Origin of the sequence: Chrysiogenes arsenatis DSM 11915, from assembly GCF_000469585.1 — a bacterium.
Classification (GTDB): domain Bacteria; phylum Chrysiogenota; class Chrysiogenetes; order Chrysiogenales; family Chrysiogenaceae; genus Chrysiogenes; species Chrysiogenes arsenatis.
Map to the genome: position 1 here is coordinate 260,653 of NZ_AWNK01000005.1, position 22,244 is coordinate 282,896.

The following is a 22,244-nucleotide window of genomic DNA, read 5'->3' on the forward strand; positions in this document are numbered from 1 at the left end:
ACCGGTTGCTCTCAAACGGCAGAAACCATATCATAGTTGCGAAAAACATGCGGTGATAATGTTTGAATTTTTCGGAGGAGTTTTCCCTTTCATGATCGAATCTGAAGTACCCCAGCACGATGCCCTTTTTGGGCAATGGCGGGAAATTATGTATGCCTTAAACGCTCAAGGGGAATACGTCCTTGTCCCCTCGGCAGGCTGGGATCCCGCGAACTTTGCCAATGCCCAAGCGTGGGAAGCCGTTGCAGAACGCATCGAAGCCGCACTTCAGGCAGTACAGCAGCAAAAAAGCAGCGTCCTTGCTTATCACATGGCGTGCAACCAAATGGATGTTGCGCTCCTTGCCAGCTACAGCGGATTTTCCCGCTGGCGCGTTCGCTGGCATTTGCGCCCTAACGTCTGGAAGTCCTTAAATGCTCAAATAAAGGGACGCTATGCTGCCCTTTTTCGCATGACACCTGAAGCGCTGGAACAACTCCCACACAAACCAACACCCAGTACCGGTCGGCACCATGAATAAACCCGTAACCGAAATTCCTTTCGTTCATCGGCATGCGGCTCATTGCGAAAGTGGCGTGAGCGCCAATCTCTTTGCTTATGGTGGCTTTCCTATTTCGGAGGCGATGGCTTTTGGCATTGGCGGTGGACTGTTTTTTGCCTACCTTCCGTTTATCCGCATCGACCATCTGCCGCTCGTTACCTTTCGCAAAGAGCCGGGCGGCATTCTGCGCCAAGCTGCCAAACGCCTTGGAATGTCGGTGCAGTCACAACATTTTCGCACCCCAGAAAAAGCATCACAGGCTTTAGATACTTTACTGGAACAGGGAATACCCGTGGGACTGCAAACCGGCGTCTACTGGCTTCCATATTTTCCTCCGGCGCTGCGTTTCCATTTTAATGCTCACAATCTGGTGGTGTATGGGCGGCAAGGCGACGACTACCTGATTAGCGACCCAGTGTTGGATCAACCCGTGATCTGCCATCGGCACGATTTGGAACGGGCGCGCTTTGCCCGTGGCGCGTTGGCACCAAAAGGAAGGATGTACTGGATTCCCTCCTATCCGCAAACGATTAACCTCCCCAGTGCCATTCGTGAGGGGATTCGCGAAGTCGCTAACCGCATGACACGCCCTTTTCTGCCAATTGCTGGAACGCGCGGGATCCGCTTCTTGGCGTACCGACTGGAAAAATGGCCTGAGCGACTGGGCGAAAAGAGCGCCCGCCGTCATCTCGGCCATCTCATCCGCATGCAAGAAGAGATCGGCACTGGTGGCGGGGGCTTCCGTTTTATCTACGCGGCATTCTTATGCGAATCCGCTTCTATTCTTGAACGGACTGACTTGGAGCGCTTATCCGATGACCTCACGCTGATTGGTGACCGCTGGCGCGACCTAGCCGTACTGGGGACAAAACTCTGCAAAGGGCGTGCAGAAGCAGGGGCAACTTGGCATGAACTCGGTGATTTGCTCCGTGAATGCGCGGATCGTGAACAAGTCCTCTTTACCGCACTGCGAAGACTCACGCTATGAGTGCGGCTCGCCGTGGTACGGTGCGTGTTTCAGAGGTCGCATTCCGTTATCCCAACACCCCATTACCCGTCCTAAACGGCCTAAATTTTGAAATTGCTGCGGGCGAAATTTTCGGCATTCTTGGGCCAAACGGTGCCGGTAAAACAACGTTGCTCTCGCTGCTGTGCACCCTTCGCCTCCCGCAACACGGCGTGGTGGAAGTCGCTGGGTATGATGCCAGGCGCGATGCACCGCTCATTCGACCGCACATTGGCTACGTGCCGCAGGATATCGCCCTTTATCCAAACCTTACCATTCTGGAAAATATGCATTACTTTGGCACCCTCGCTGGTGTGCCGACCAAATCACTGCCGCAGCGTATTGCTGCCGCGCTTCAGGCCGTTGGTTTAGAAGAGCCACAGCATCGCCTTGTCCGGAATTGCTCTGGCGGCATGAAGCGACGGGCGAATATTGCCGTAAGTTTGCTGCATCAGCCAGCGATTTTGATTCTTGATGAACCAACCGTCGGGGTCGACCCACAATCGCGCGCCCTTATTCTGCACTCGCTGGCAAAGCTCGGAGAGCAAGGGACAACTATTTTGTACACCACGCATTACATGGAAGAAGCGCAACAACTCTGTCAGCGGGTAATGATTATGGATCACGGTAAAAGCATTGCGTGCGGCTCACCCGAAGCGCTCATCCGTGAGCACAACGGTGCTACAAGTCTTGAAGACGTTTTCCTACAACGAACCGGTCGTGGATTACGGGAGGCATAGTGGCACCATTCTGGGCGACGTTTTACAAAGAGTTTCTGCTGCTGCGCCGTGATCGTGCGGGTCTACTCACCCTGTTTGTGATGCCAACGGTTTTGGTAATCATTGTGGCTCTCGTGCAAAACAACATCCTTGAAAGCAGCGGGAGTGAGGGTCTGAAAATTGCGTATCTCGATCAAGACCTTGATCTTCAAGAAAACACTCTTGGCAGCCGCATCCGGCAGGAATTGCAAAATGCTGGATTGGAGCTGGTTGCTCCTTTGCAAAACGACGTCGCAACGTTGCGGCAACACGTTGCGACTGGCCAATATCCGTTGGGAGTGGTCATTCCTGCTGGAATCAGCGCCAAGCTGCGGGATCAGGCACGCCTTAGTGCTAGGGCGCTTTTTGATGGCAATGTGTCAGCGCAGGAAGTTGCCGTACCGCTGAGCGTGGAACTCTATTTCGACCCTACCGTACAGGGAGCACTCCGTTCGTCGATCGTCAATGCGCTGCGACTTGCTACGTTTGCTGTGGAAACGGAATACCGCTGGGATGCACTGGCGCAGTTATGGCAACAGCAGAACTTGCAGATGCTCCCCGCAACGCTTAACCCGCAGCCAACCCTCCGCGTTGTCGAACACACCTCCAGTGTTGCGGCAAAAAACATCCCACCCACCGCCGTGCAGCATAACGTCCCCGCGTGGGCGCTCTTCGGCATGTTTTTCAGCGCGTTGCCACTCGCAGGAACACTTTTGAATGAACGCCAAAACGGCACACTCCAACGGCTCCGCACCTTTGCGCTTTCGCCATTGTGGTTGTTGAGTGGTAAAATCGCAGCGTATTTTGCGGTTTGTCTTTTGCAGTTTGGCATCATTCTTTTGGTCGGCACGTTGCTTTTACCTCTGCTGGGAACCCCAGCATTGGAAATCACCGGAAATAAAGCAGCCATTGTAGCACTGGTGGCTTGTGCCGCCTTAGCCGCGACTGGCTTTGGCATTCTACTTGGTACGTTTGCCACCACGTATGAACAGGTTTCGACTGTGGGATCGGTCACTATTGTCATCGCCGCTGCCCTCGGAGGCATTATGGTGCCAACCTTTATGATGCCGGAAGCCATGCAGACACTCAGCCAGTTTTCTCCCCTTGCGTGGGGACTCGATGGATTTATGCACCTATTCGTGCGTGGGGGATCGTGGAGCGACATTGCGCTGAATGGCATATCGCTGCTGGCATTTTTTGTGATTGCACTTGGCTTGTCGTGGTTGCATTCAGCACAACGAAAATAAAAAATCACGCTTTTGAAAGGAAAAAATAATGACCGATTTTGCACTGGAACAAGAACTAGCGGCAAAGATTATCGAAATGTGCCACGTCTTCGAACCGCCAGCCACGATAAACTACGACAAACCACTGATCGGACCCGAATCAATATTTGGCCTTGATTCACTCGACGCCGTCGAAGTGCTTGTCAGCGTGCAACGCGATTATGGAGTGCGTATCACGCAAGAAGAGGCACGCGACGCCCTCCGTTCACTGCATGTGCTGGCGGAATACATACGATCAAATCGACCCGAATAGAATATGTTTTCGTTATTTTCTGCCTGAGAGTCTGATCATTGACTTGGCAGTTCCGTGCCACGGCTCATGATCTTGATATAGTCGGCATAGCTGAATACACGGTTGCGTTTTTGAGCCGTTAATTCCTTCACAATGCCAAGATGCCCCAAATGGCTTAGCGCCTTATTGACGGTCGCTGGCGTGAGGCCAGTCTTTTTCACCAACGAAACTGAAGTGGCAATAGGGTGCTCGATGAGTGCTTGGTACACACACAAAGTCGATGGCGTTGCCCGTCCAAGCCCCTTGACTTTCTCACGATCTTGACTTGACAGGTCGAGAAGCTGCTGCGCCGTTTCGACCGCCTGAGTGGCGGTGACAATAACCGCCTCGGCAAAGAAATCAAGCCACGCCTCCCAGTCGCCCACCAAACGTACATTATTGAGCAACTCATAGTAGTATTGACGGTGCGCTTTGAAATAAAGGCTGAGATACAGCATCGGCTCCCGCAACACCTTCTGCTCGCACAGCAAAAGCGTTATAAGCAAACGCCCCAGACGGCCATTGCCATCCAGAAATGGGTGAATCGTCTCGAACTGCACATGGGCAAGCGCCGCTTTAAGCAGCACAGGCGTCGGTTCCGGCTGATCATGCAGAAAAAGCTCCAGCTTGCCCATACACTCCAGCACTTCATGCGCTGGAGGCGGAACAAAGGCGGCATTGCCAGGCCGTGTGCCACCGATCCAGTTTTGACTGCGCCGAAACTCACCCGGTGTCAGACCGCTCCCGCGCCCTTTCGCTAAAAGTACACCGTGAATCTCGCGGAGCAGCCGGAGCGAAAGCGGTAATCCTTTTTCCAGTAATCCCAGACCGTGCTCAAGAGCAGCAACATAGTTGCTGACCTCGCGCACATCGTCGAGCGGAACACCCGGTTCCTGATCTAACTCAAAAAGCAACAAGTCTGATAGCGACGACTGTGTCCCTTCTATCATCGAAGAAAGCACCGCTTCTTTGCGAACGTACATGTAAATAAAGAGCGAAGTATCTGGCAACAATGCTGAAACACTATCCAAGCGCCCAAGCGATAGCAACGCTTGATCGAACTTGTTGCGTAGCTCAGGTGTCCAGTTTATAGGCGGACATGGTGGCAGCGGTGCCGGCACAAAAGCCTGCGCTTTCTCGCCAACAGTCGATATGGTCACATACTTCCCTTGGAGTTTCCGCTTCATCCAGCCCCCGAACCTATAATAAGAATCTTGCTTAATTTATCTTTATTGACTTTCATAAATTAAAGGTCGAGGCAATTAAAATCAAGATGATATATTATGAGCCTAGCATCGTTGGCTTTAAGGGACTCCGAGTTAAAATACTTGAAGCAACAAACTTTAATATTACTTACCAAATCATCAACGACTTCAATGATTGACGGCATGATCTGAAAATCTGTTCTGTGCGATTATGCTGACACATGACGAACAGAAGGTACGCTTTCCCTCGGTAAGCTTTTGCCCCTGCAGTGCGCGGCCTGCTCTCAGCACCACCCTGTCGCTACGCGACACCCCTTCAAAAGAGGGGAATAAAGCGCGAGGGAACTTTTCTTTGGTTCTTGCAGCTAACTTCAAAGTTGCCGTGAAGCGTTGCTGTTTTCACCCGTCATCTCGAACGGAGTAAGAGACCTGAGATCTCTCGCTTCGCTCGAAATGACAAGAGTTCGTGTTTATTATTACCGCTGAGGGTGGCAGAGCGCTTTCTTTTGGTGCCAAAAGAAAGAACAAAAATCACTCCTATGGATACCCGGTTTCATTCGGGTTTTCGGTCACTTCAAGCACACGCCATACCGATGTGTACGCGTTCTCTTGTGAAAAGACGATGCGCCCTTTTCCGGTGTACAGTGCCACTTGTCGCACGGTATCTCCGCCTTTAAAATTAAATGGAATAAACGCTTTTCCTGTTTGATGAGCAAAGGTTGACGATGGCTGTCCGATAAGGGCGTTTACCTCATCCATGCTCATGCCAACGCGAATATCGGAAAATGATGCCCCTTTTGAGTCGCTATTTGCCGGAGCTTTTTGCGGTTTTGGCTTCGCGGTCTCATTGTTCCCTTTGCGATACTTTTCGAGATTCACGCTCCCCGCGACAAATTTTTTGCCCGTAGCTTGCGGCATATTCTTTGCTGCTTTGCCGCAATGACTTTTGATGTTGCGTTCGACATCGCCATTGGCCACTTGACTCAAAAGTTCCGTGTAGCGTCCATTGCCGGAATTGCCAATCGCCTTACACAGCCAAGCTACCGCGTCGGTTTCGCTGCGCCCTGCGGCAATTTGATAGCGCTGCACCAGCACTTCGGCGGCCACATCAAGTACCTCCTCGTTGCGCATTCCGGTTTTGTAAATGCTTTCGGCAGCACTACGGATTGAAGCGGCTCCCCCCTGAGTCAACTGATCGACATAGCGCTGTTCGACGGCATCAAGCGCGAATGTTGTGGTACTGCCAAGCAAGCAAAAAGCACTGACAGAAACAAGAAACCCTTTCTTCATAATCCCTCCTTCGAAATTTGCGACACAATACCAATTCTTGCCAATCTACGCTACGGTAAGTTGCATATAGCACATGGAGAATCTCCCGCTTTCGGGGATAAAGCAGAGGATTTTTTCCCCTTTTGTCAGCTTGCCGGAGTGAAATAACTCTTCCAAAATAATGTAGATCGAGGCCGAGCCGGTGTTTCCTTTTTCGCGCAAATTGGTGAACCACTTCTCCTGTGGTACGGCAAAACCGATAGCGTCCATGTGGTCGGCCAGCTCTTGACGGAAATACTCCGACGAATAATGCGGCAAAAACCAGTCAACGGTTTCTGCCGCAAGGTGATGTTTGGCAATTAACGGCTGCAAGGTTCGCTCCACTGCGGTGGTAATAACTTCCTGATTCAGCAGTTTGACATCTTGTTTGATGGGAAACGCACCGGCACGGCAGGCTGCATGAAGTGTCGGGTAGCTACGCCAGCCGCGCAGTTTACCATCGCTTCCTTTCATTGCTCCTGCATACATACAGGTTTCCATGTGTCCTGCAAATGAAAGCTGATCAATCCAGTCGATACGCAATGTCAGACCTTCTGGCGGACGCTGAGCACTCAAGTAGGCGGCACCAGCGCCATCGGAAAGCATCCAGCGGAGGAAGTCTGCTTCAAAGGCTAATTCAGGCGATTTTTCCAACTGATTGACTTTTTCGGGGTCATCGGGGCGGCAAAAATCACCCCGCAAATAGCTGGATGCCAATTCCGAACCAACGACTACGGCATTGCTGCTTTGACCAGTAGCGACGCTCATCCAGCCGTATTTCAACGCCATCATCCCCGACACGCAAATCCCCGCCGTCGACACCACTTCGCACGGCTGGCTCCCCAACTCGCCATGCACCATAGAGGCATGCCCCGGCATGAGTTGATCAGGCGAAGAGGTGCCGCAGCAGAGCACGTTAATATCGTCAGGTGTAAAGTCAGGGTACGGACGCAGCGCGCGCACCGCAGCGGCACTCAGCTCTGCATTCGTATGCGTAGCCATGCCAGTTGTTGGGTCGATAGCGTAATGTCGGCGCAAAATTTTATTGTTGCGCAGAATAATCCGCCGCGAACGCGAGGGGGTCGCACCCGCCATGCCCAAAACGGTTTCTATCGAGCCATTTTCTATGGCGGTGCCGGGGAGAAAAATTGCCAGATCGGTAATGTAAACAGGTTTGATGTGCATAAAGAATCCCTTGCTTATATTTTTGCGTGCTGGTGGCCTGTCGACAGTAATTGCGCGTAACGCTGGTAAAAATGGTGTTCCGGTAATCGTGTTGGCACAACGGCATTGGTCAGCGTGTAATAATCGAGGTTCGGTTCGGTAATTTGATGGCGCATCTGAGCGTGAAGCGGTGTTCCAGGTAACGGGGTCAAAACAGTGAAGATGGGCAAATCGACAGGATGTTGTGCCAAATACTGCTCCAGTCGGTCGAAGTGCGCATCGGAATATTCCGGAGAAAGGATAAAATCGCCAACAATGGTGATGCCGATTTCGTGCAACATATCAATGGCCTGCGTATTGATAGCGGCATTACTCGCTTTATCCCAACCGGAAAGGGCGTTATCGTCAATCTCTTCAAAACCAATAACGACGGAGCGCAGCCCCACCTCCTTCCATTCCCGCATCAGGTCAGGATAGTTGACGACCGTATCGGCGCGAACATCGGCCAAAAACCCTTTTTGAATGCCATTTTCACGCAGGGCATGGCAAAGCTGGCGCGCATGAGCCACGTTGCCAAAGGTGTTCGCATCAACGAGCCGGATGACGGGGATATCAGCCGGAAGTAGCGCAATATCCCGCACAACATTGGCTATCGATTGTGTCAAATACTTGCCGCCCGCCTGTCCCGCAATACAGCAAAAACTGCACTGAAAGGGGCAGCCATACGCTGACGCAACAAAACCGAGCGAAACACCCAGTTTGGGCAAAAAGTAATGGGAACGGTAGTGTGCTGTAAGATCATAACGCGGTGCTTTTTCGGGAACGAGATCGTGAGTGGTGTATTGGCGGGACGTCCACTGGAGCGGACTGCCCGGTGTAGTGCGTGCGACACCGGGAATCGTTTGCGGCGCTTCGACCCGCTCTAGAGCATCAATTAACTCGCGAAAGCTTGCTTTACCAAGGCCGATGGCAACGTAATCAATCGCCTGATGATTGAAAAATTCCGGATTGATGCTGGCGTGAATGCCACCAACGACAACGGTTGACACTCCGTACTGGCGTACGTGCTGCGCGAGAGTCAGTACCGTATTGGCCTCGCAGGTGACAGCGGTGAACCCAACGACCTGTGGTTGGAAGTCTATCAGTGTGGTGTCAAAACTTTCTGGCTCTGCTTTTAAATCGAGAATGCGCACATCGTGATCATCAAGGTTTCCCGCCAAAACTTCGAGAGCAAGCGGTTCGCCACGAAATATCTGTTTGAGTGAAGTGATGCCATAACGCTCTTCGGGGATCGAACGGCCACAATTTGGAGGGTTAATCAGGAGAATCTTCATGGGTTGGTGCCTTTGACGTGAATTGCGCCAATATTGCCATAAACTACGCGGATTGTAAAATTGATACTGAATTTGGCAGGATATATCATGGATGCTACCAATTGCCATAAAAAAACCTCTTGCTATAATAACCAAGTAGGTTAACATGGTGACATGGAAAAACAAAGCCCACACTATTGCTTAACCAAGGTGAAATCGTTAATTACTGCGCGCAAAGTTCGAACAACGCATAGCGCCCGTATGGGAGCAGTCGAACTTGGACTTGATTTTGAAGCAATGCTTAGTGTCATTGCCTCTTTAAAGATGACAGATTTTTATAAAAGTATGACCAGCTACTCTGATCATACAGTCTGGCAGGATGTTTATCGGCCAAAAACTTTTGCTGGCGATATTTACCTTAAGTTGACAGTAGTTGAAGATGTACTCATTATTTCGTTTAAGGAGCTATAGCCATGAAATGTCCAAGCTGTAATCAGAGTCAACTTATTAGCGATACCCGTGATGTTCCCTATACTTATAAAGGCGAACAAACCGTAATTCCTGCCGTAACCGGTGATTTCTGCCCCGCATGTGGTGAATATTTGCTTGATGCAGTGGAGTCAGACCGCGTAATGGGTGAAATGCAAACTTTTCATAAGCAGGTAAACGCCGCCATCGTTGACCCTAGTTTTATTGTAACGGTGCGCAAAAAACTTTCTTTAGGTCAGAAAGAAGCCGCTGAGATTTTTGGCGGAGGCGTCAATGCTTTTTCACGGTACGAAACAGGCAAAACCCGACCTCCATTAGCGTTAATTAAACTTTTTAAGCTTTTAGATCGTCATCCAGAATTGTTCAAAGAGATAGCGTTGTAAGTGAGGTGTCTGGAACGTCCACTTTTCTTTCTAATTATTGTGATAATTGAATACAGATGATAAGCTGAAATTTCTGCTTACTTTGCGTTTGAAACTTATTGGTCAAGTTCGAGCAATGTACTGCCAACGCTACGTTTAGTTGTAAAGCCTATTGCTTTTTATGTTCACTATTATATTTTGGCATTTTGACGATAAGTCCATGGTATGCTGTGATTAGATCACCCATTTCCTTTTCACTTTTCCTATTGCCTATTCCAAGGCATTCTTCTTGGCGTAGCCCCCGTAGCTCGGAACAATATCCAGTTTGTGATTTTAGTTCTTCTTTGTGTGCGTTAATAAACAGTTTATAGCAGTCCAATGCTCCCCGATAGAGATGAGCTTTGGCAGCTCGGATATTAGTCTCTTTAGTGCTTTTTCTCAAATAGGCGGTGAGCATGTGGGATATAAAATTATAAAACTCCACAACCGGTGTTTCAATCGGATTATGTTTGCCAACGGATCTTTCTAGGTAGTCATACGCTCGAAAAAATAAATGAAACAAAAAGAGCATGCTATTGTCATTTACTAGAGCCTGAGCTTCAGTATCGCTCATTAAGTCTAAGTATTTATTGTTCGAAGGGGTAGAAGTGTTGATGCTCTCGCGAGCATGATGGATGCCCAAGTCAACATTCAGAATTCTGCCACCCAGATATTTTTTCATAGCAGGTATTTGTTGGCGCAATGAACCTATATTGTACTTTTCGTCTTTGCTTATCAGAAGGAAAAACTGGTGCAAAAATGCTGTTATTCCATCAAAGTGTCGACCGTGAATCAAATAGCTAGATAACTCATACTCTGCATACTCGCCGAAAGTTAGTAGATATTTTATGAAATCATTTTTATCGACTTGATCCACTCTGCTTAGCTCAGCGTAAGTTTTTCGGTGGGGTAATATGAAGCGCCTTTTTTGCAGCCTCTTTCATCTCAGTGGAATAATCTGTCATGGCACTACCAACAAATCCTTTACCACCACGATCACCTGAAACCCAAGTTCTACCAACCTCAAAATTGTAAAGCACTGAATCTCTGCCCGGTGTGTACTTGAAGTTGAACTCTGAGTTACTCACGACAAATACTCCTTTTGTTATCTTTCTCATCAATAAACAAAAAATACCGCCTCTCCGCGCGGTCATCTTCAAACGCTGTTCGCATGTTGTATACGATTGCGCAGTGTAAGAGTCAAGAAAAACTAAAACGAGCCAGCAATTCTCAAATCACTTCCGCCACAGGTCGTAGAAATTATAAAACTGGTACGGGTACGTATCGCAATAGTCCTCTAAAAATGCGGCAAACTGCTTCCCATGTTCGATGAAATTCTGTGGGCGGTTCGGTAAATCAGGAGCCACACGGATGACGCCGTACAGCGTTAACTCATACTGCCGTGCTTCAGTTTTTGCGCTAAGCAAAACGGCGATCGGTGCCTGACTGGCGGATGCGAGTTTATAGGCGCTGAAGGGGAGGAGGATGGTCTCGCCAAGAAACTTCACTTCCATGCTGTTACGGTCATTGCCCAGCATTCTATCGCCCATCACACTCACGACTTCACCCCGTTTCAGTGCTTGTAAAATTTCCAAGGTTCCCCCCAGAAAGCCGCGCGGATCAATAATCGTGTACGGGCAGGCCTTCCCCTGATGCTCGAAGTAGTGGCGGTCAACATCGCCAGCTTCCTTTTGCATGAGCAGGTTGACCGGTTTGCCAAGGCTCTCCAGCGCCGACATCGCGCCTTGCCAGCAACCGACATGCGCTGTCATCAGCAAAAGCCCCTTTTCTTCTTGCAGTAGTGCCAGCAGTTCTTCGCGACCATGAAGGGTTGCTTGAAACGTTTCGCCACCAAGAATGCCGATGATGGCGCGATCGACCAGTGTTTTGCCAAAGCTGTGACAGAGCGCAAAACTCTCCCTGATACGTGGTTTCCGCCCAAGGCGACGGTGCAGATAGGGATAGGTGCGCTGGCGAATAGTGCGGCTGAAAAGCACGTAGTACCAGCTCACCACGTAAAGCAAAGCGTAAGCCAATGGTTGCCCACCGATTTTAATAAAAAGGTAGAAGATCTGATGTTGCCAGTGGCGCGCAAAGCTCCGGCTGCTCCAAGTGTTATTTTTGGCGGCCATGAGCAATTCCTTGTTGAATCATGTGGGCGCTCAAATAAATGCTCCCACCAATTATGACCGCAAAAACAGGGGCAAAAATCAATGAGCCGATAAACCATTCCCACAGGCGGTAATGTGCCTGATATCCCAATGTTTCGATGGTAAATTCTGTTAAAAAATGGCCATGGCGCAAATAATAGCCAATTTCAATGCAAATCGCTGGCACCAGCGGTGGCATACACAACTGGCTCGTGCTAACCGCAATGACTTTATTGAGTCGTAGGTAATTGGATATCATAAGGATAGCAATGGTGTGCATCGCAATTAAGGGCAACGTTCCCAGCACAATTCCCATCCCTCCCGCAATGGCCAGTTCGCGCGGCGAGTGGTTTTCGGTCAATAACTGCCGGATTGACTGAAGCGGACGCAACACGCTTACTTTTTGTTGACGTTTTTGGCAGTAAGTGATTTTCCGGTGCGGCCAAGGGAGAACCGAGCGCATGGTCAAGCCAGTATTTAAAACGGTGAGCCGAGCATTATCCCAAAATTTATCGAAGTGCGATACCCGCTCTTGAGCTGGCGGATAGTAGACCGCTATTGGTATGCTGCGCAGCCTAATCCCCGCCCACGCTGACTTGACCAGCACTTCGATTTCAAAAGCATACCGGCTTTGCTGAAAGCGGAGGTGTTCAAAAAGTATCAAAGGATACGCACGGAAACCACTTTGCGTATCCGTAAGGGCTTTTCCGGTCTGGAGGCGGAGCCAGAAGTTTGAAAAGCTGCGGCCAAATTTCGAAGATTCGGGCACATTAGGGGAGTCGAAATCACGATGACCAACGATAATATCTTCCGGACTCTGTGCAATGGCAGCAAAAAAAGCGGGCAAATCGGCGGCGCTGTGCTGGCCATCGGCGTCGATAGTGATGATGTGCGACATCCCCTGCTCAAGCGCGGCCTGCGCGGCGGTTTGAATCGCGACCCCTTTCCCTTGATTTTCGGCGTGTCGTAGCAACGTGATGGGGAGATCGGTAATCGTTTCCGCACCGCCGTCGGTGCTGCCGTCATCCACCACCATGACATGCGGGTGATACGTCAAAACTTCGGTGACGACGGAGCGGATGGTGTCGCCGTGGTTATAGAGCGGCACCACCACAAGCGTGGTCTTGGCCGTGGATGATGCGGATGATGTGTCTGACATCTCACTCTTCCATTTCTGCCAGCCGCCGGTTACTCCGGGCAAACTGGGCAAAATCCTTGAAATTCAGCAGAAAACGACGCCAACTATCAGGGGAGCGCCAGAGCATCGTCACATAATCCAAAAGGACGCTTGGGCGAGTATAATGCCGTTTATAGTATTCGGTAAACAGCGCTTCCAGCTCCTCTTTTTCCATCCCGTGGGGGATAAAAAGAAAGTGCATGCAGTCCATTTTTGCCCAATCCTCGTGAAAGATTCCCTGATTCTGTATATCTTGATAGATCGGCGACCCCGGAAACGGCGTGAATTTGGAAAGGTTAAAATCGTCGATGGGAAGCGAGCGGACATAGTCCATGCTGCGCTGGATGCTGGCACGGCTTTCGCCCGGAAGTCCCATCATCAATAGCCCTTTCACACGGATTCCCGCCCCTTTCATGTGACGGATTTTCGTTGCCAGCATGTCAAGATCGGCGTTCTGGCGATGCCTTGCGAGAAGTTCGGGATCGCCGGTTTCGATACCAAGGCTCACCATCCAGCATCCCGCCGCTTTCATCAATTTCAGCAGCGGTGGATCAACATGCTCCGCACGGACGGCGCAGTTAAAGGTCATTCCAAGCGGTTTTTGCAGCAGCAGCTGGCAGAATTCTTCGACTCGCTGACGGTGAAAAGTGAACTGGTCATCATAAAAGTTGATATGGCGAATGCCGAAGCGGCGGCGCAAATAGGCTAGGTGCTCGTACAAGTAGGTGGCAGAGTTGTAGCGAAAGGAGCGACCAAACACGGATCGGTCACAATAACTGCAGCTATATGGGCACCCACGGCTGGAGATGCAACTGCTGTTGGGTGCTTTGGGATAATTAAAAATTGGTAGTTTATACAAATGCGGGTAGCCGTGAAGCTTTTCGTAGGCGGGAAATGGCATTGCATCAAGCTCGAGAACGCTTTTGCGGTATCCATTGAAACGGATTTCTTCGCCGTCACGCCACACCAATCCTCCCACCGTCGCCGGCTCTTCCAAACCACGGAGCATCAGATCTTCAATCGCCTCTTCCCCTTCGCCAACAATCGCGTAGTCAACGTCGGGGAAACGCTCGAGCACTTCCGTTTTGAGGGCAGAAATATGCGGCCCGCCAAAAACCGAACGAATGCCGGGGAGAATGCTTTTGACGAGTTGTGACAGCCGTACCCCATCAAGAAAGCTTGAAGTTGTGCAGCTAAAGCCAATCCATGCTGGACGGGTACTCAGCAACTGCTCGCGCAGCAACGTTTCTGCCGTGTCGGGTGTGGCGTAGCAATCGAGCAGGTCGGCATGGAGGCCACGTTTTTCGAGCCATGCGGCAATACTCGCCAGTCCGAGTGGTGGCATCAGGTTCGCCATACGCGAGATATCGCGCCCGGCAGCTTGCGGGTTATAACCGAGAGGATGAACCAGTAGAATGCGATCATACGCCAGTTTCATGCTTGCCTCCGCATTGTTAAGAGTTGATCCCACAAAAGGCCGGTAAAACCAAAGCGCCGCATAACCGCCAATTTTTCCTGACCTGCCGATGGAGGATAAATACGGGTACGCATCCCTTGAAAAGCGTCTTGAATCCGCTGATGCATTGCCGCCTGATCAACCTCTGGCGAGAAATAATAGTGGGGGCGAAGCAAGTCGGTGGCGTCGGTAATTATCCCTTCCTGAATCGCTCGTTGCCGGATCGGGGTGTGCGGCAGAATACGAATGCCACAGAAGGCAAAAACTACCGATTGCTCCAGCGCGCTGATATTTTCAAGCCCTTCAATGACGGTGGTGTCGGTTTCGCCGGGGCCACCAAAAATTACATAGTGGGCGCACGGCAGACCTTCGGCGCGGCAGTTATCATTCGCGTTTTGGACATCGTCGATGGTAAAGCCTTTCGCCAGGCCGCGCAGTGTGGCGTCGGAAGTAGCATCGGTGCCAAATTCCACCGCGTAGAGACCCGCTCGTTTCAGGAGAGCAAACGTCGAGCGCGAAAGGGCTTGTGGTCGGAAAAAAGCCGCCCAGCGGATAGTGCATTCCCGTTCGATCAACTGTTCCGCAAAATGCAGGTACGCCTCTTCGGAGTCATTGAAAACCGAGTCGGTAAAAAAATACGTACCGACGCCATATTCGCGCTTTGTAAACGCAATTTCATCAACCACGCTTTCAAAGTCGTAATGGCGGAAGGAGCGCCCTTCCAGCACTGGATAACTGCAATAGGTGCAATGGTGGGGGCAGCCGCGTTTGGTTTGCAAGTTCAGCATGCCGGACTCGGCCATGTAAAAATCGACTAAGCGTTTGACCCGTAAAGGGCGAGCGTACTGCGATCCCTGTAATGGCTGCGGCGAGCTGGACAGCGGTGGACACGGTTGCTTATCCGTCAAACGGGCAATCAGCGCCGGAAAGGCGGCATCGCCTTCGCCACGAATCCCATAATTGGCTCCAACATACGCCAGAATGCGCTCTGGCATCACGGTAAATCCCGCGCCGCCAAGAATCACCGGCGCGCTGCTGTACGTTCTGATCGTTTGTATCAGTGCCTTCACGGCGTCAAGTGCCCAGCGCGAACCATCGGAAAGCGAATCTTCGTCATCAATATTGCGCAGAGAAATGCCAATATATTCCGGCTGAAACGTGGTGATAGCATCGGCCAGTTTGAGAGTTCCATGTTTGCCATCGGCCAGCGCATCCCATTGCTGCACGTCATGCCCCTGTGCATGGAGCGCACCGGCTATCATCGCCATGCCAAGCGGATAGACGGGATAGGGGACGGTATCGAGATTACTGGAAATCAGGAGGATGCGACTCAAGCAGGTTGCTCGTTTTTTTTGAAAGCACGTTGTTTACGTGGCTCATAGCGGCGGAAGGTGCCGTCTTCAATTTCACGTTTAATGACCCGCTGAAACAGATCGCCCATCTTTAACTGATGCCCGCTGCCTGCGTAGAAGGTATCCCACGCATAATAAAAGAGTTCTTGAAGTTTATCCGGTGTCATTTGTTTTGGTTGAAAGACGACTTTATCGGCACTGTAATGGAGCCAGTTATTGCTGAGGATGCGCCCCTCACGCTCCATCTGGTGACGAATCGGCGACTGCGGGAACGGGGTGAGAATCGTAAATTCGGCAATGTCGAGTTCAATTTCCAGCAGAAAATCGACGAGCCGTTTGATGTAGGCTTCGTCCTGTTCGTCCGTTCCCAGAATAATCGTCCCTTCCACGCCGATGCCGTGATCTTTGAGGCGTTGCACACGGCGGCGAATAACGTCGGAAGTGTCGAAAACTGCCTGATAGACGTACCAACAACCCGCCTGTGCGGCAAGCGAGAGGATTTCGTCATCGTCCAGAATAGGGTGCGAAACCCACTTCTTTTTCAGCGGAATCATGGCGCTGAACAGCTCTTTAAGCCAGACTTTATCTTGTGCCAATGAATTGTCGACAACAAAAAGACGATTATTCGGAATGGCTTCCATTTCGGCAATGACTTTTTCGATGGGGCGCGGGCGGAACTGCTGTCCACCAAGAAAGCCGGTACAGCACGGAAAACAGTTGAATTTACAGCCGCGTGAAGCGTGTACCAGATCAAGCATCTGCACACCACGATAGTTGTACAGGTTGCGGTCGAGAATTTCGCGCCGCGCCGTGCCGATCAATTCCGTAGCGGGGTGCTGATTCATGTAATCGTAACGCTTCTTCAGTTGTCCCATTTCGAGGTCACGCAGCACGTGCTCAAAACGCCCTTCCGCTTCGCCCAGAAAAATAGCGTCGGCATGCAGCGCCACTTCATCGGCATGGAGCATAGTGGCGATTCCGCCAAAGATAACCGGAACGCCCCGCTCGCGAAATTCCCGTGCGATTTCAAATGCGCGCGGCAGTTGGCAGGTAAGCATCGTCGATATTCCGACTAAATCAGGTTTGGTCGCAAAATCAATGGTTTGTAAATTCTCATCGGTAAACTTCAGCTCGACCGATGCAGGAACCGTAGCCGCAAACACGACTGGGCCGTGCGGTGGCAGGTGAAATTCGGTCTGTTGATCAAGCTTTGGCCATTTTGGGTAAATTAAATGCATCTTCATGGTTGCTCTCCTCGTGCAGGAGCGATGGTGTGGCGACACGCCCGCACCAGTTGTTCCCGTGTGGTAATAGTTTGATTGGCAATGGTTATGGTGCCGTTTAGCCCTAACTGCACGCGGACACGCGGTGGTGCCGGAATGGCTCCCGGCCTAGCGAGTAGGCAAAATAGTGCGCCAGCGGCAGTGTACGGTGAAAAGTGGTCGGGGAGATCGCACCATCCCGCAAGCATGGCCGCAGCTTCGCCGTCTGCTAGCATTTCGATGGCCTGAGAGAGCCACGGCAGGGGATCACTCTCTGGCGATGCGATGGTGGCGGCTGGCCCGGTCAAGCCAAAGCGGATACTTGCTTCGCCAAGAAAACAGGTTGAAAGCGTATACGCGAAAAGTTGTGGACTGGCGGGTTCATCTGGAGCCAGCACGGTCTGGAAGTACTCGCGATCGGCACTGAGGCTTCCGCTGCGCGTCGCAGCGATCAGGCCAATGTCGCGCTTCTGCTCCCATGCTTCCATTTCAGCATCGCGCAGAGCCAGCGTGATGGCACTGAGGCCGATTTTGGAGAACAGGTCGAGACGTCCAAAACGGAGATCTGGTTCGTGAAAAATATCTTTGCGTCGCAGAGCGGGAAGCTCGAGCTGCGAGAAGTCTGGTATTTTGCCACGCTCTCCCCAACCAAGGCCAGCCGCGCTGAGCCAACCAATACCGTAGATATCAGCGTACATGCGCCACCTCCGACTTTTTGAAAAGAAGCGCGGCGTTAATTCCCCCAAACCCGGAGTTAGTTTTGAGGATGGTTGTTCCGGTAAACGGAGTCGTTTGGCGCGTGATCGCATTGGCTGCTTCTGTCATAGGCGACTCTACGCCAACCGTTGGCGGCAAGGAATTGTTACGCAAACACTGAATGCTGAGCGCGGTTTCTATCGCGCCCGCTGCTCCCAAGGTATGGCCAATCGCTCCCTTCACGCCAAAAATTGGTGGTAGAGATTCGGGGAAAAGGTGATGGAAGGCCGTTATTTCCATGGCGTCGTTATACACCGTGCCAGTGCCGTGTGCATGAATCGCGTCTATATCAGAAACGTCGCACGCCGCTTTGGCCAAGGCCTTGCGACACGCAAGCTGCAAGCCACACCCATCACGGGCTGGTGCGGTAATGTGGTGGGCGTCAGCGGCGACACCCCATCCGGCAATGGTGGCGAGGGTCGGTCGACCTTCGGCGCAAGCACGCTCAGCGTCCATTAACAGTAAAGCGGCTGCCCCTTCACCCAGGGTCAGACCGCGTCGCTGCTGACAAAAGGGGCGACACGCTTCAGGCGCCAATCCTTGCAACGCGGAAAAGCCGGAAAAGACAAATTCACTGCACATATCGACGCCGCAGACGAGCACACTGGAAGTACGCCCAGCAGCGATGGTCGCGCTGGCGCGTGCCAGTGCCAACGTTGACGAGGCGCAGGCGGCGGCAAAAACCTGCCCTGCCCCTTTGCTCGGCCAGAGTCGACGCATTTGCTCAATGAGGGTTGCGCTGTAGAGAGCGTTAGCATCATACGGCAGTTGGCGGCCAGCGCGTTCGAGCTGGTCAATACCCCATTTAGTCGTTGCCCCGAACAATATGGTATTGGAGGGAACCACACCAAGATCGGTGGCAAGGTGCTCCAACAGAGTGATGCTGTGCGACGGCGATACGTCGCTGCTTTGCGGTAGGAGTGCCGCCAGATTGGTGAGGTAATTCGTGGTGTCAAACCGCGGTAAAGGGGCAATGGCGGATTTTCCGGCACACAACTCCTGCCAGGTGGTGTCAAGATTGCCCAGCGCGGTATGCGCCGCCATGGCAACGACGGCGACTTGGTGGCTCATTGCAATGCTCCTAGACGCCACCACTCCCGAAACGCAGCGAAAAATGGGGGGAGTGTGAGTTGCACGGTGTGATTATTGTCCATAAACATCTGCACGGTGTAGCCAGTGGTGGCGACTTCCTGCTGCGCGTTGCGAATAATAAACTCATAGTTCAGACGGGCGGCATCCGACCAGTGTAAAATCGCTTCGATCGTACAGGTATCCTGAAATTGGAGCGGACGGTGGTAGTCGATATGTACCTTGCGAATCGGGGCGACGATGCCGCTGTGGTAAAAATCCATATAGCCGATGCCATACTTTTCCCCAAGCGCAACACGGGCATCTTCAAAATAACTGATATAACGACCATGCCACACGATTCCGAGTGGGTCGACTTCTTCAAAACGGACGGTGCGCTCCACCGTGGCGCGGAGTGGCTGGGGATCATCGGGATTTATCGGGAAGTAAGGGTGTTTCATACGTCGACCTTGGCGAGATCACAGGTCACAGATGCAGCAACCCCTTGTGTCGAAATTATTTGTCCTTTCATGGTGAGCGCACTCTCTTTTTCGGTGATTTGAATTTTGGCCTGTACCTCGGTGTCCGGCGTGATCATCGCGCTGAATTTGGCCTGCGTAATTTTTTGCAGTTGCAGCGTGGTATCGCACCACGCTTCGGCCAGCGCCAGCAGGGTTTCAATCTGGATAACGGCGGGGAGCACGGGGTTATCCGGGAAGTGTCCCTGAAAGCCAACAAAAGAAACGGGAAAGCGGTATGGCTGCGTAATCCAATCCTCGTTTTGTTCCGGAAGTGACTGGGCGCATTGCCGTATTGTGTTGCGAATCATACTTGAGTACCTCGTGATATTTGGAACAGATTTCTCCTCGCTGCGCTCGTTCGAAATGACAGATATATCTCGATCCTCGTCTTTCGTGGTGCATGGTTCATTGCTCCGTCCGTCCCTGATAGACGCGGGGGATAAACACGAGCGCAACCACCAGCGCGCTACTGACACCGAGCAAGACGGTGATCCCGATGGAGTTCAGTGCCGGATGTTCGGCCAACGCGAGTGCTCCCAATCCCGCAAGGGTCGTGAATCCTGAAGCCAGAACCGCTTTTGAGACCGAAAAAGCATATCCTTCACTCACCTGGCAAACCATGTAGATGCCATAGTCCACGGCGAGCCCTAAAACTAGCGCGGCGGCTACGATATTCATCGCGTTACAGGCCATGCCGACGTATCCCATGATGCCGAACATGCACACCGTTCCGCTGAGGGCAGGGAGAAGGGCGTAGAGCGCTTTGGATACTCGGCGAAACAGGAGCAACAGCATCACAGCGATCATGACGAGGGCAGAAGCAAAGAATCGGATAAAGTCAGACTGAATGGCCTCGCCCACTTGCTCGGCAAGCTGCGCTTGCGACAGAAACGTCAGTTGAGGGAGTGTTTCGCTCAACTCAATAAAGGTAGCACGGAGCTGTGCGGTATCGGGAGCGAAGGTCAACACGCGCCAATCACCGTCGCTTGGCAGCAAAAACGGGGCTGCCAGCTCTGCAAGCTCATGGGTGGCGCTCTGCTGCACGTCTATGACTGGCGGTAGCGCTTGGGTCGTTTGCACAAAAGGGGCGAAGGCGTTAGCCGAAAAGCCGACTTCGCGGGCGTGGCGTTGCAGCCATCCCAGAATTTCTTGCCCTTTACTCCCCTGCCAGAACATTACCCATGCCTGACGATTTTCTTGCTGAAGCAAAGTCGACGGGAGGAGTGAGCTCAGTGTCATCAGCGGTAATTCCGGTACGGCTAGCACGAACTGCTCACTCAGGGAGAGTGCCGTATCGAGCGAAGTCGTTTCATCGGTCAAGATCATCGCGCGGTCACGGGTGTTACCCCAGACCGTGCGGAAATCGGCTTCCGCCTGCTGAATATCGGCATCGGCATAATTGAGTGCTTGTAGTGAGCCATCAATATTCACGCGTAACACGCCCGGTACGAGCAGCAGCATACTGAGAATCCATACGGTAAACAAGAGCGTGCGCCTCTTGCCGGTGGATGCACTTTGCGCGGGTAAGACGGGAGTGGGTGTCGTTGACGGTGGCGTGATGAGATGCGGGAGAATGACGAGCGAAAAAAGCGTGCCGCATAGAATACCAACCACGGCAAGTAACGCGAGTTGTTGCTGTCCCGGCAATGACGAAAAGAAGAGCACCGCAAATGCGGCCAGTGTTGTGGCGGAACCAAAGAGTACAGGGCGGGAAACAGCGTTGATAACCTGTCTTGGCGGAATATCAGCGTTGTTACGCAGGGCAAAGTAGACGTGCAGCGCGCTGTCAATCGCAATCCCGATCAAGACGGCACCAAATCCGAGCGCGATGGCGGATGGTGTTGGTACCAACAGTGCAAGAGCCGCGACGCCTGCGAGTAGCGCGACGAGTGGCGTCAGGAGTGTGAACAGGGCTTGCTTTTGCCGGATGACGACAAAGAAAATAACCCCCATCGCCAACAGCGAGAGGGTAAAGGTGAACTTTAGGTCATGTTGAATGGCGCTGGCGTTGGCTCTGGTATGGTGGTAGGGGCTGACAACCGTCGCCGAAACCCCGTGCGGCAGAGCGTCAAGAGCACGTTCGAGCGTTGTCAGTACGTCACTACCGCGCTCGGCGTCGGTAATGGCAACATCACTGCTGACAATCAGTAAAAGATGTTGCCCGTCGTGGCTGAGCAGTCTGCCTTCCACTATGTCAGTATTGGGCAACACGTTGAGCGAAGTCATGCTTTTGAGGATGATTTCGTGCAAGCTAAGGGGATCGACACGCACAGTTGATTTCATGCTGTGCGCGGCGGGGCCAAGCAGCGCTTGGTACTGTTGCTGCAGGGTGGCGGCAACCGTGGCTTCGTCCAGAGACGCCCCCCACGCAGACAACGCGGATGAGCGGAGCAGGTTGGGGAGATTATTGCGCACATACGGCAGTAGCGTAGCCGTAAAGAGCGATTCGCCACCTTGCATCGCGACGGTCAAATGGGAAGACGCCAGTGTTTGTGTCACGTGATCGGCGGCCTGAAACAGAAGCTGGCGTTCACTGGCATGCAGTGAAATGAAAATCTTGCGTGCCAACGGTGATTCGGCCAACAGGGCAAAGTTGGTCGCGTCGAGCGCCTCGGAGCGGGGCACCAAAGCCGAAGCATTGGTTTGGGGTTGAATCTGCAGCGCAGCATATCCCGCCATACTCACCCCCAACAGGAAAAGCAACGCAAGGAACCTTTTGCGGTATTCAAAATACGCATAGAGTGCGCCAAAGAATGTCAT

General features: G+C 52.0%; 23 protein-coding genes. 7 read left to right on the plus strand and 16 right to left on the minus strand.

Annotated features, from left to right (window positions below):
- Positions 1-91 precede the first annotated feature (91 nt).
- The 5 genes from P304_RS0103605 to P304_RS0103625 are packed head-to-tail and all read left to right on the plus strand — an operon-like array spanning position 92 to position 3,844.
- On the plus strand, positions 92-520 hold the full coding sequence (locus P304_RS0103605) for a DarG family dialkylresorcinol biosynthesis protein (protein ID WP_027389429.1): 429 nt from the start codon (positions 92-94) through the stop codon (positions 518-520).
- Positions 513-1,529 (plus strand): BtrH-related acyltransferase DarH, encoded by a 1,017-nt coding sequence (gene darH / locus P304_RS0103610; RefSeq protein WP_027389430.1) that lies wholly within the window; start codon positions 513-515, stop codon positions 1,527-1,529. The genes P304_RS0103605 and darH overlap by 8 nt, the downstream gene beginning before the upstream one ends.
- Complete coding sequence (locus P304_RS13845; RefSeq protein ID WP_034763910.1) at positions 1,526-2,287, plus strand: ABC transporter ATP-binding protein; 762 nt, start codon at positions 1,526-1,528, stop codon at positions 2,285-2,287. Before darH ends, P304_RS13845 begins: the two co-directional genes overlap by 4 nt.
- A complete protein-coding gene (locus P304_RS0103620; RefSeq protein WP_034763912.1) occupies positions 2,287-3,552 on the plus strand; it encodes an ABC transporter permease in 1,266 nt (421 codons plus the stop codon). The genes P304_RS13845 and P304_RS0103620 overlap by 1 nt, the downstream gene beginning before the upstream one ends.
- 28 nt (positions 3,553-3,580) lie before the next feature.
- Positions 3,581-3,844 carry a phosphopantetheine-binding protein gene (locus P304_RS0103625; RefSeq protein WP_027389432.1) on the plus strand — a complete coding sequence of 88 codons (264 nt, stop codon included), beginning with the start codon at positions 3,581-3,583 and terminating at the stop codon, positions 3,842-3,844.
- Between the two features lie 35 nt (positions 3,845-3,879).
- Here the strand turns inward: P304_RS0103625 and P304_RS0103630 are convergent, their stop codons facing one another.
- From P304_RS0103630 to P304_RS0103645, 4 genes are all read right to left on the minus strand, one after another.
- The gene (locus P304_RS0103630; protein WP_027389433.1) at positions 3,880-5,049 is read right to left on the minus strand and encodes a Fic family protein; all 1,170 of its coding nucleotides are present in this window, start codon (positions 5,047-5,049) and stop codon (positions 3,880-3,882) included.
- A 555-nt stretch (positions 5,050-5,604) separates the two neighbouring features.
- On the minus strand, positions 5,605-6,357 hold the full coding sequence (locus P304_RS15960; RefSeq protein WP_051321375.1) for a hypothetical protein: 753 nt from the start codon (positions 6,355-6,357) through the stop codon (positions 5,605-5,607).
- Positions 6,358-6,402: 45 nt separating this feature from the next.
- On the minus strand, positions 6,403-7,560 hold the full coding sequence (locus tag P304_RS0103640; protein WP_034763914.1) for a beta-ketoacyl-ACP synthase III: 1,158 nt from the start codon (positions 7,558-7,560) through the stop codon (positions 6,403-6,405).
- Positions 7,561-7,574: 14 nt separating this feature from the next.
- Positions 7,575-8,873, minus strand: coding sequence for a B12-binding domain-containing radical SAM protein (locus P304_RS0103645; RefSeq protein WP_027389435.1), 1,299 nt, complete (start codon positions 8,871-8,873; stop codon positions 7,575-7,577).
- Between the two features lie 153 nt (positions 8,874-9,026).
- Between P304_RS0103645 and P304_RS0103655 the strand changes: the two genes are divergently transcribed.
- Together P304_RS0103655 and P304_RS0103660 are read left to right on the plus strand one after the other, a co-directional pair.
- Positions 9,027-9,323, plus strand: a complete 297-nt coding sequence (locus tag P304_RS0103655) for a type II toxin-antitoxin system MqsR family toxin (RefSeq protein ID WP_027389436.1) — start codon at positions 9,027-9,029, stop codon at positions 9,321-9,323.
- Between the two features lie 2 nt (positions 9,324-9,325).
- Complete coding sequence (locus P304_RS0103660) at positions 9,326-9,724, plus strand: type II toxin-antitoxin system MqsA family antitoxin (protein ID WP_027389437.1); 399 nt, start codon at positions 9,326-9,328, stop codon at positions 9,722-9,724.
- A gap of 148 nt (positions 9,725-9,872) precedes the next feature.
- Here P304_RS0103660 and P304_RS0103665 read toward each other — a convergent pair whose 3' ends face one another.
- From P304_RS0103665 to P304_RS0103720, 12 genes are all read right to left on the minus strand, one after another.
- Positions 9,873-10,619, minus strand: a complete 747-nt coding sequence (locus tag P304_RS0103665; protein WP_027389438.1) for a hypothetical protein — start codon at positions 10,617-10,619, stop codon at positions 9,873-9,875.
- 10 nt (positions 10,620-10,629) lie between these two features.
- Positions 10,630-10,830, minus strand: coding sequence for a hypothetical protein (locus tag P304_RS0103670; protein ID WP_027389439.1), 201 nt, complete (start codon positions 10,828-10,830; stop codon positions 10,630-10,632).
- 147 nt (positions 10,831-10,977) lie between these two features.
- On the minus strand, positions 10,978-11,874 hold the full coding sequence (locus P304_RS0103675) for a lysophospholipid acyltransferase family protein (protein WP_034763918.1): 897 nt from the start codon (positions 11,872-11,874) through the stop codon (positions 10,978-10,980).
- Positions 11,858-13,051, minus strand: a complete 1,194-nt coding sequence (locus tag P304_RS0103680; RefSeq protein WP_051321376.1) for a DUF2062 domain-containing protein — start codon at positions 13,049-13,051, stop codon at positions 11,858-11,860. Before P304_RS0103680 ends, P304_RS0103675 begins: the two co-directional genes overlap by 17 nt.
- 1 nt (position 13,052) lies before the next feature.
- Positions 13,053-14,507: a B12-binding domain-containing radical SAM protein gene (locus tag P304_RS0103685; RefSeq protein WP_027389442.1), complete on the minus strand. Its 1,455-nt coding sequence runs from the start codon at positions 14,505-14,507 to the stop codon at positions 13,053-13,055.
- On the minus strand, positions 14,504-15,859 hold the full coding sequence (locus P304_RS0103690; RefSeq protein ID WP_027389443.1) for a lipid biosynthesis B12-binding/radical SAM protein: 1,356 nt from the start codon (positions 15,857-15,859) through the stop codon (positions 14,504-14,506). The genes P304_RS0103685 and P304_RS0103690 overlap by 4 nt, the downstream gene beginning before the upstream one ends.
- Positions 15,856-17,121: a B12-binding domain-containing radical SAM protein gene (locus tag P304_RS0103695; RefSeq protein WP_027389444.1), complete on the minus strand. Its 1,266-nt coding sequence runs from the start codon at positions 17,119-17,121 to the stop codon at positions 15,856-15,858. Before P304_RS0103695 ends, P304_RS0103690 begins: the two co-directional genes overlap by 4 nt.
- Entirely contained in the window at positions 17,118-17,837 is a 720-nt protein-coding gene (locus P304_RS13855; RefSeq protein WP_051321377.1) for a beta-ketoacyl synthase N-terminal-like domain-containing protein, read from the minus strand. The genes P304_RS0103695 and P304_RS13855 overlap by 4 nt, the downstream gene beginning before the upstream one ends.
- Positions 17,827-18,966, minus strand: coding sequence for a beta-ketoacyl synthase N-terminal-like domain-containing protein (locus P304_RS0103705; RefSeq protein WP_034763921.1), 1,140 nt, complete (start codon positions 18,964-18,966; stop codon positions 17,827-17,829). The genes P304_RS13855 and P304_RS0103705 overlap by 11 nt, the downstream gene beginning before the upstream one ends.
- Positions 18,963-19,424, minus strand: coding sequence for an acyl-CoA thioesterase (locus P304_RS0103710; RefSeq protein ID WP_027389446.1), 462 nt, complete (start codon positions 19,422-19,424; stop codon positions 18,963-18,965). Before P304_RS0103710 ends, P304_RS0103705 begins: the two co-directional genes overlap by 4 nt.
- Positions 19,421-19,792 (minus strand): ApeI family dehydratase, encoded by a 372-nt coding sequence (locus P304_RS13860; protein WP_034763926.1) that lies wholly within the window; start codon positions 19,790-19,792, stop codon positions 19,421-19,423. Before P304_RS13860 ends, P304_RS0103710 begins: the two co-directional genes overlap by 4 nt.
- Positions 19,793-19,889: 97 nt before the next feature.
- Entirely contained in the window at positions 19,890-22,244 is a 2,355-nt protein-coding gene (locus tag P304_RS0103720) for an MMPL family transporter (protein ID WP_027389447.1), read from the minus strand.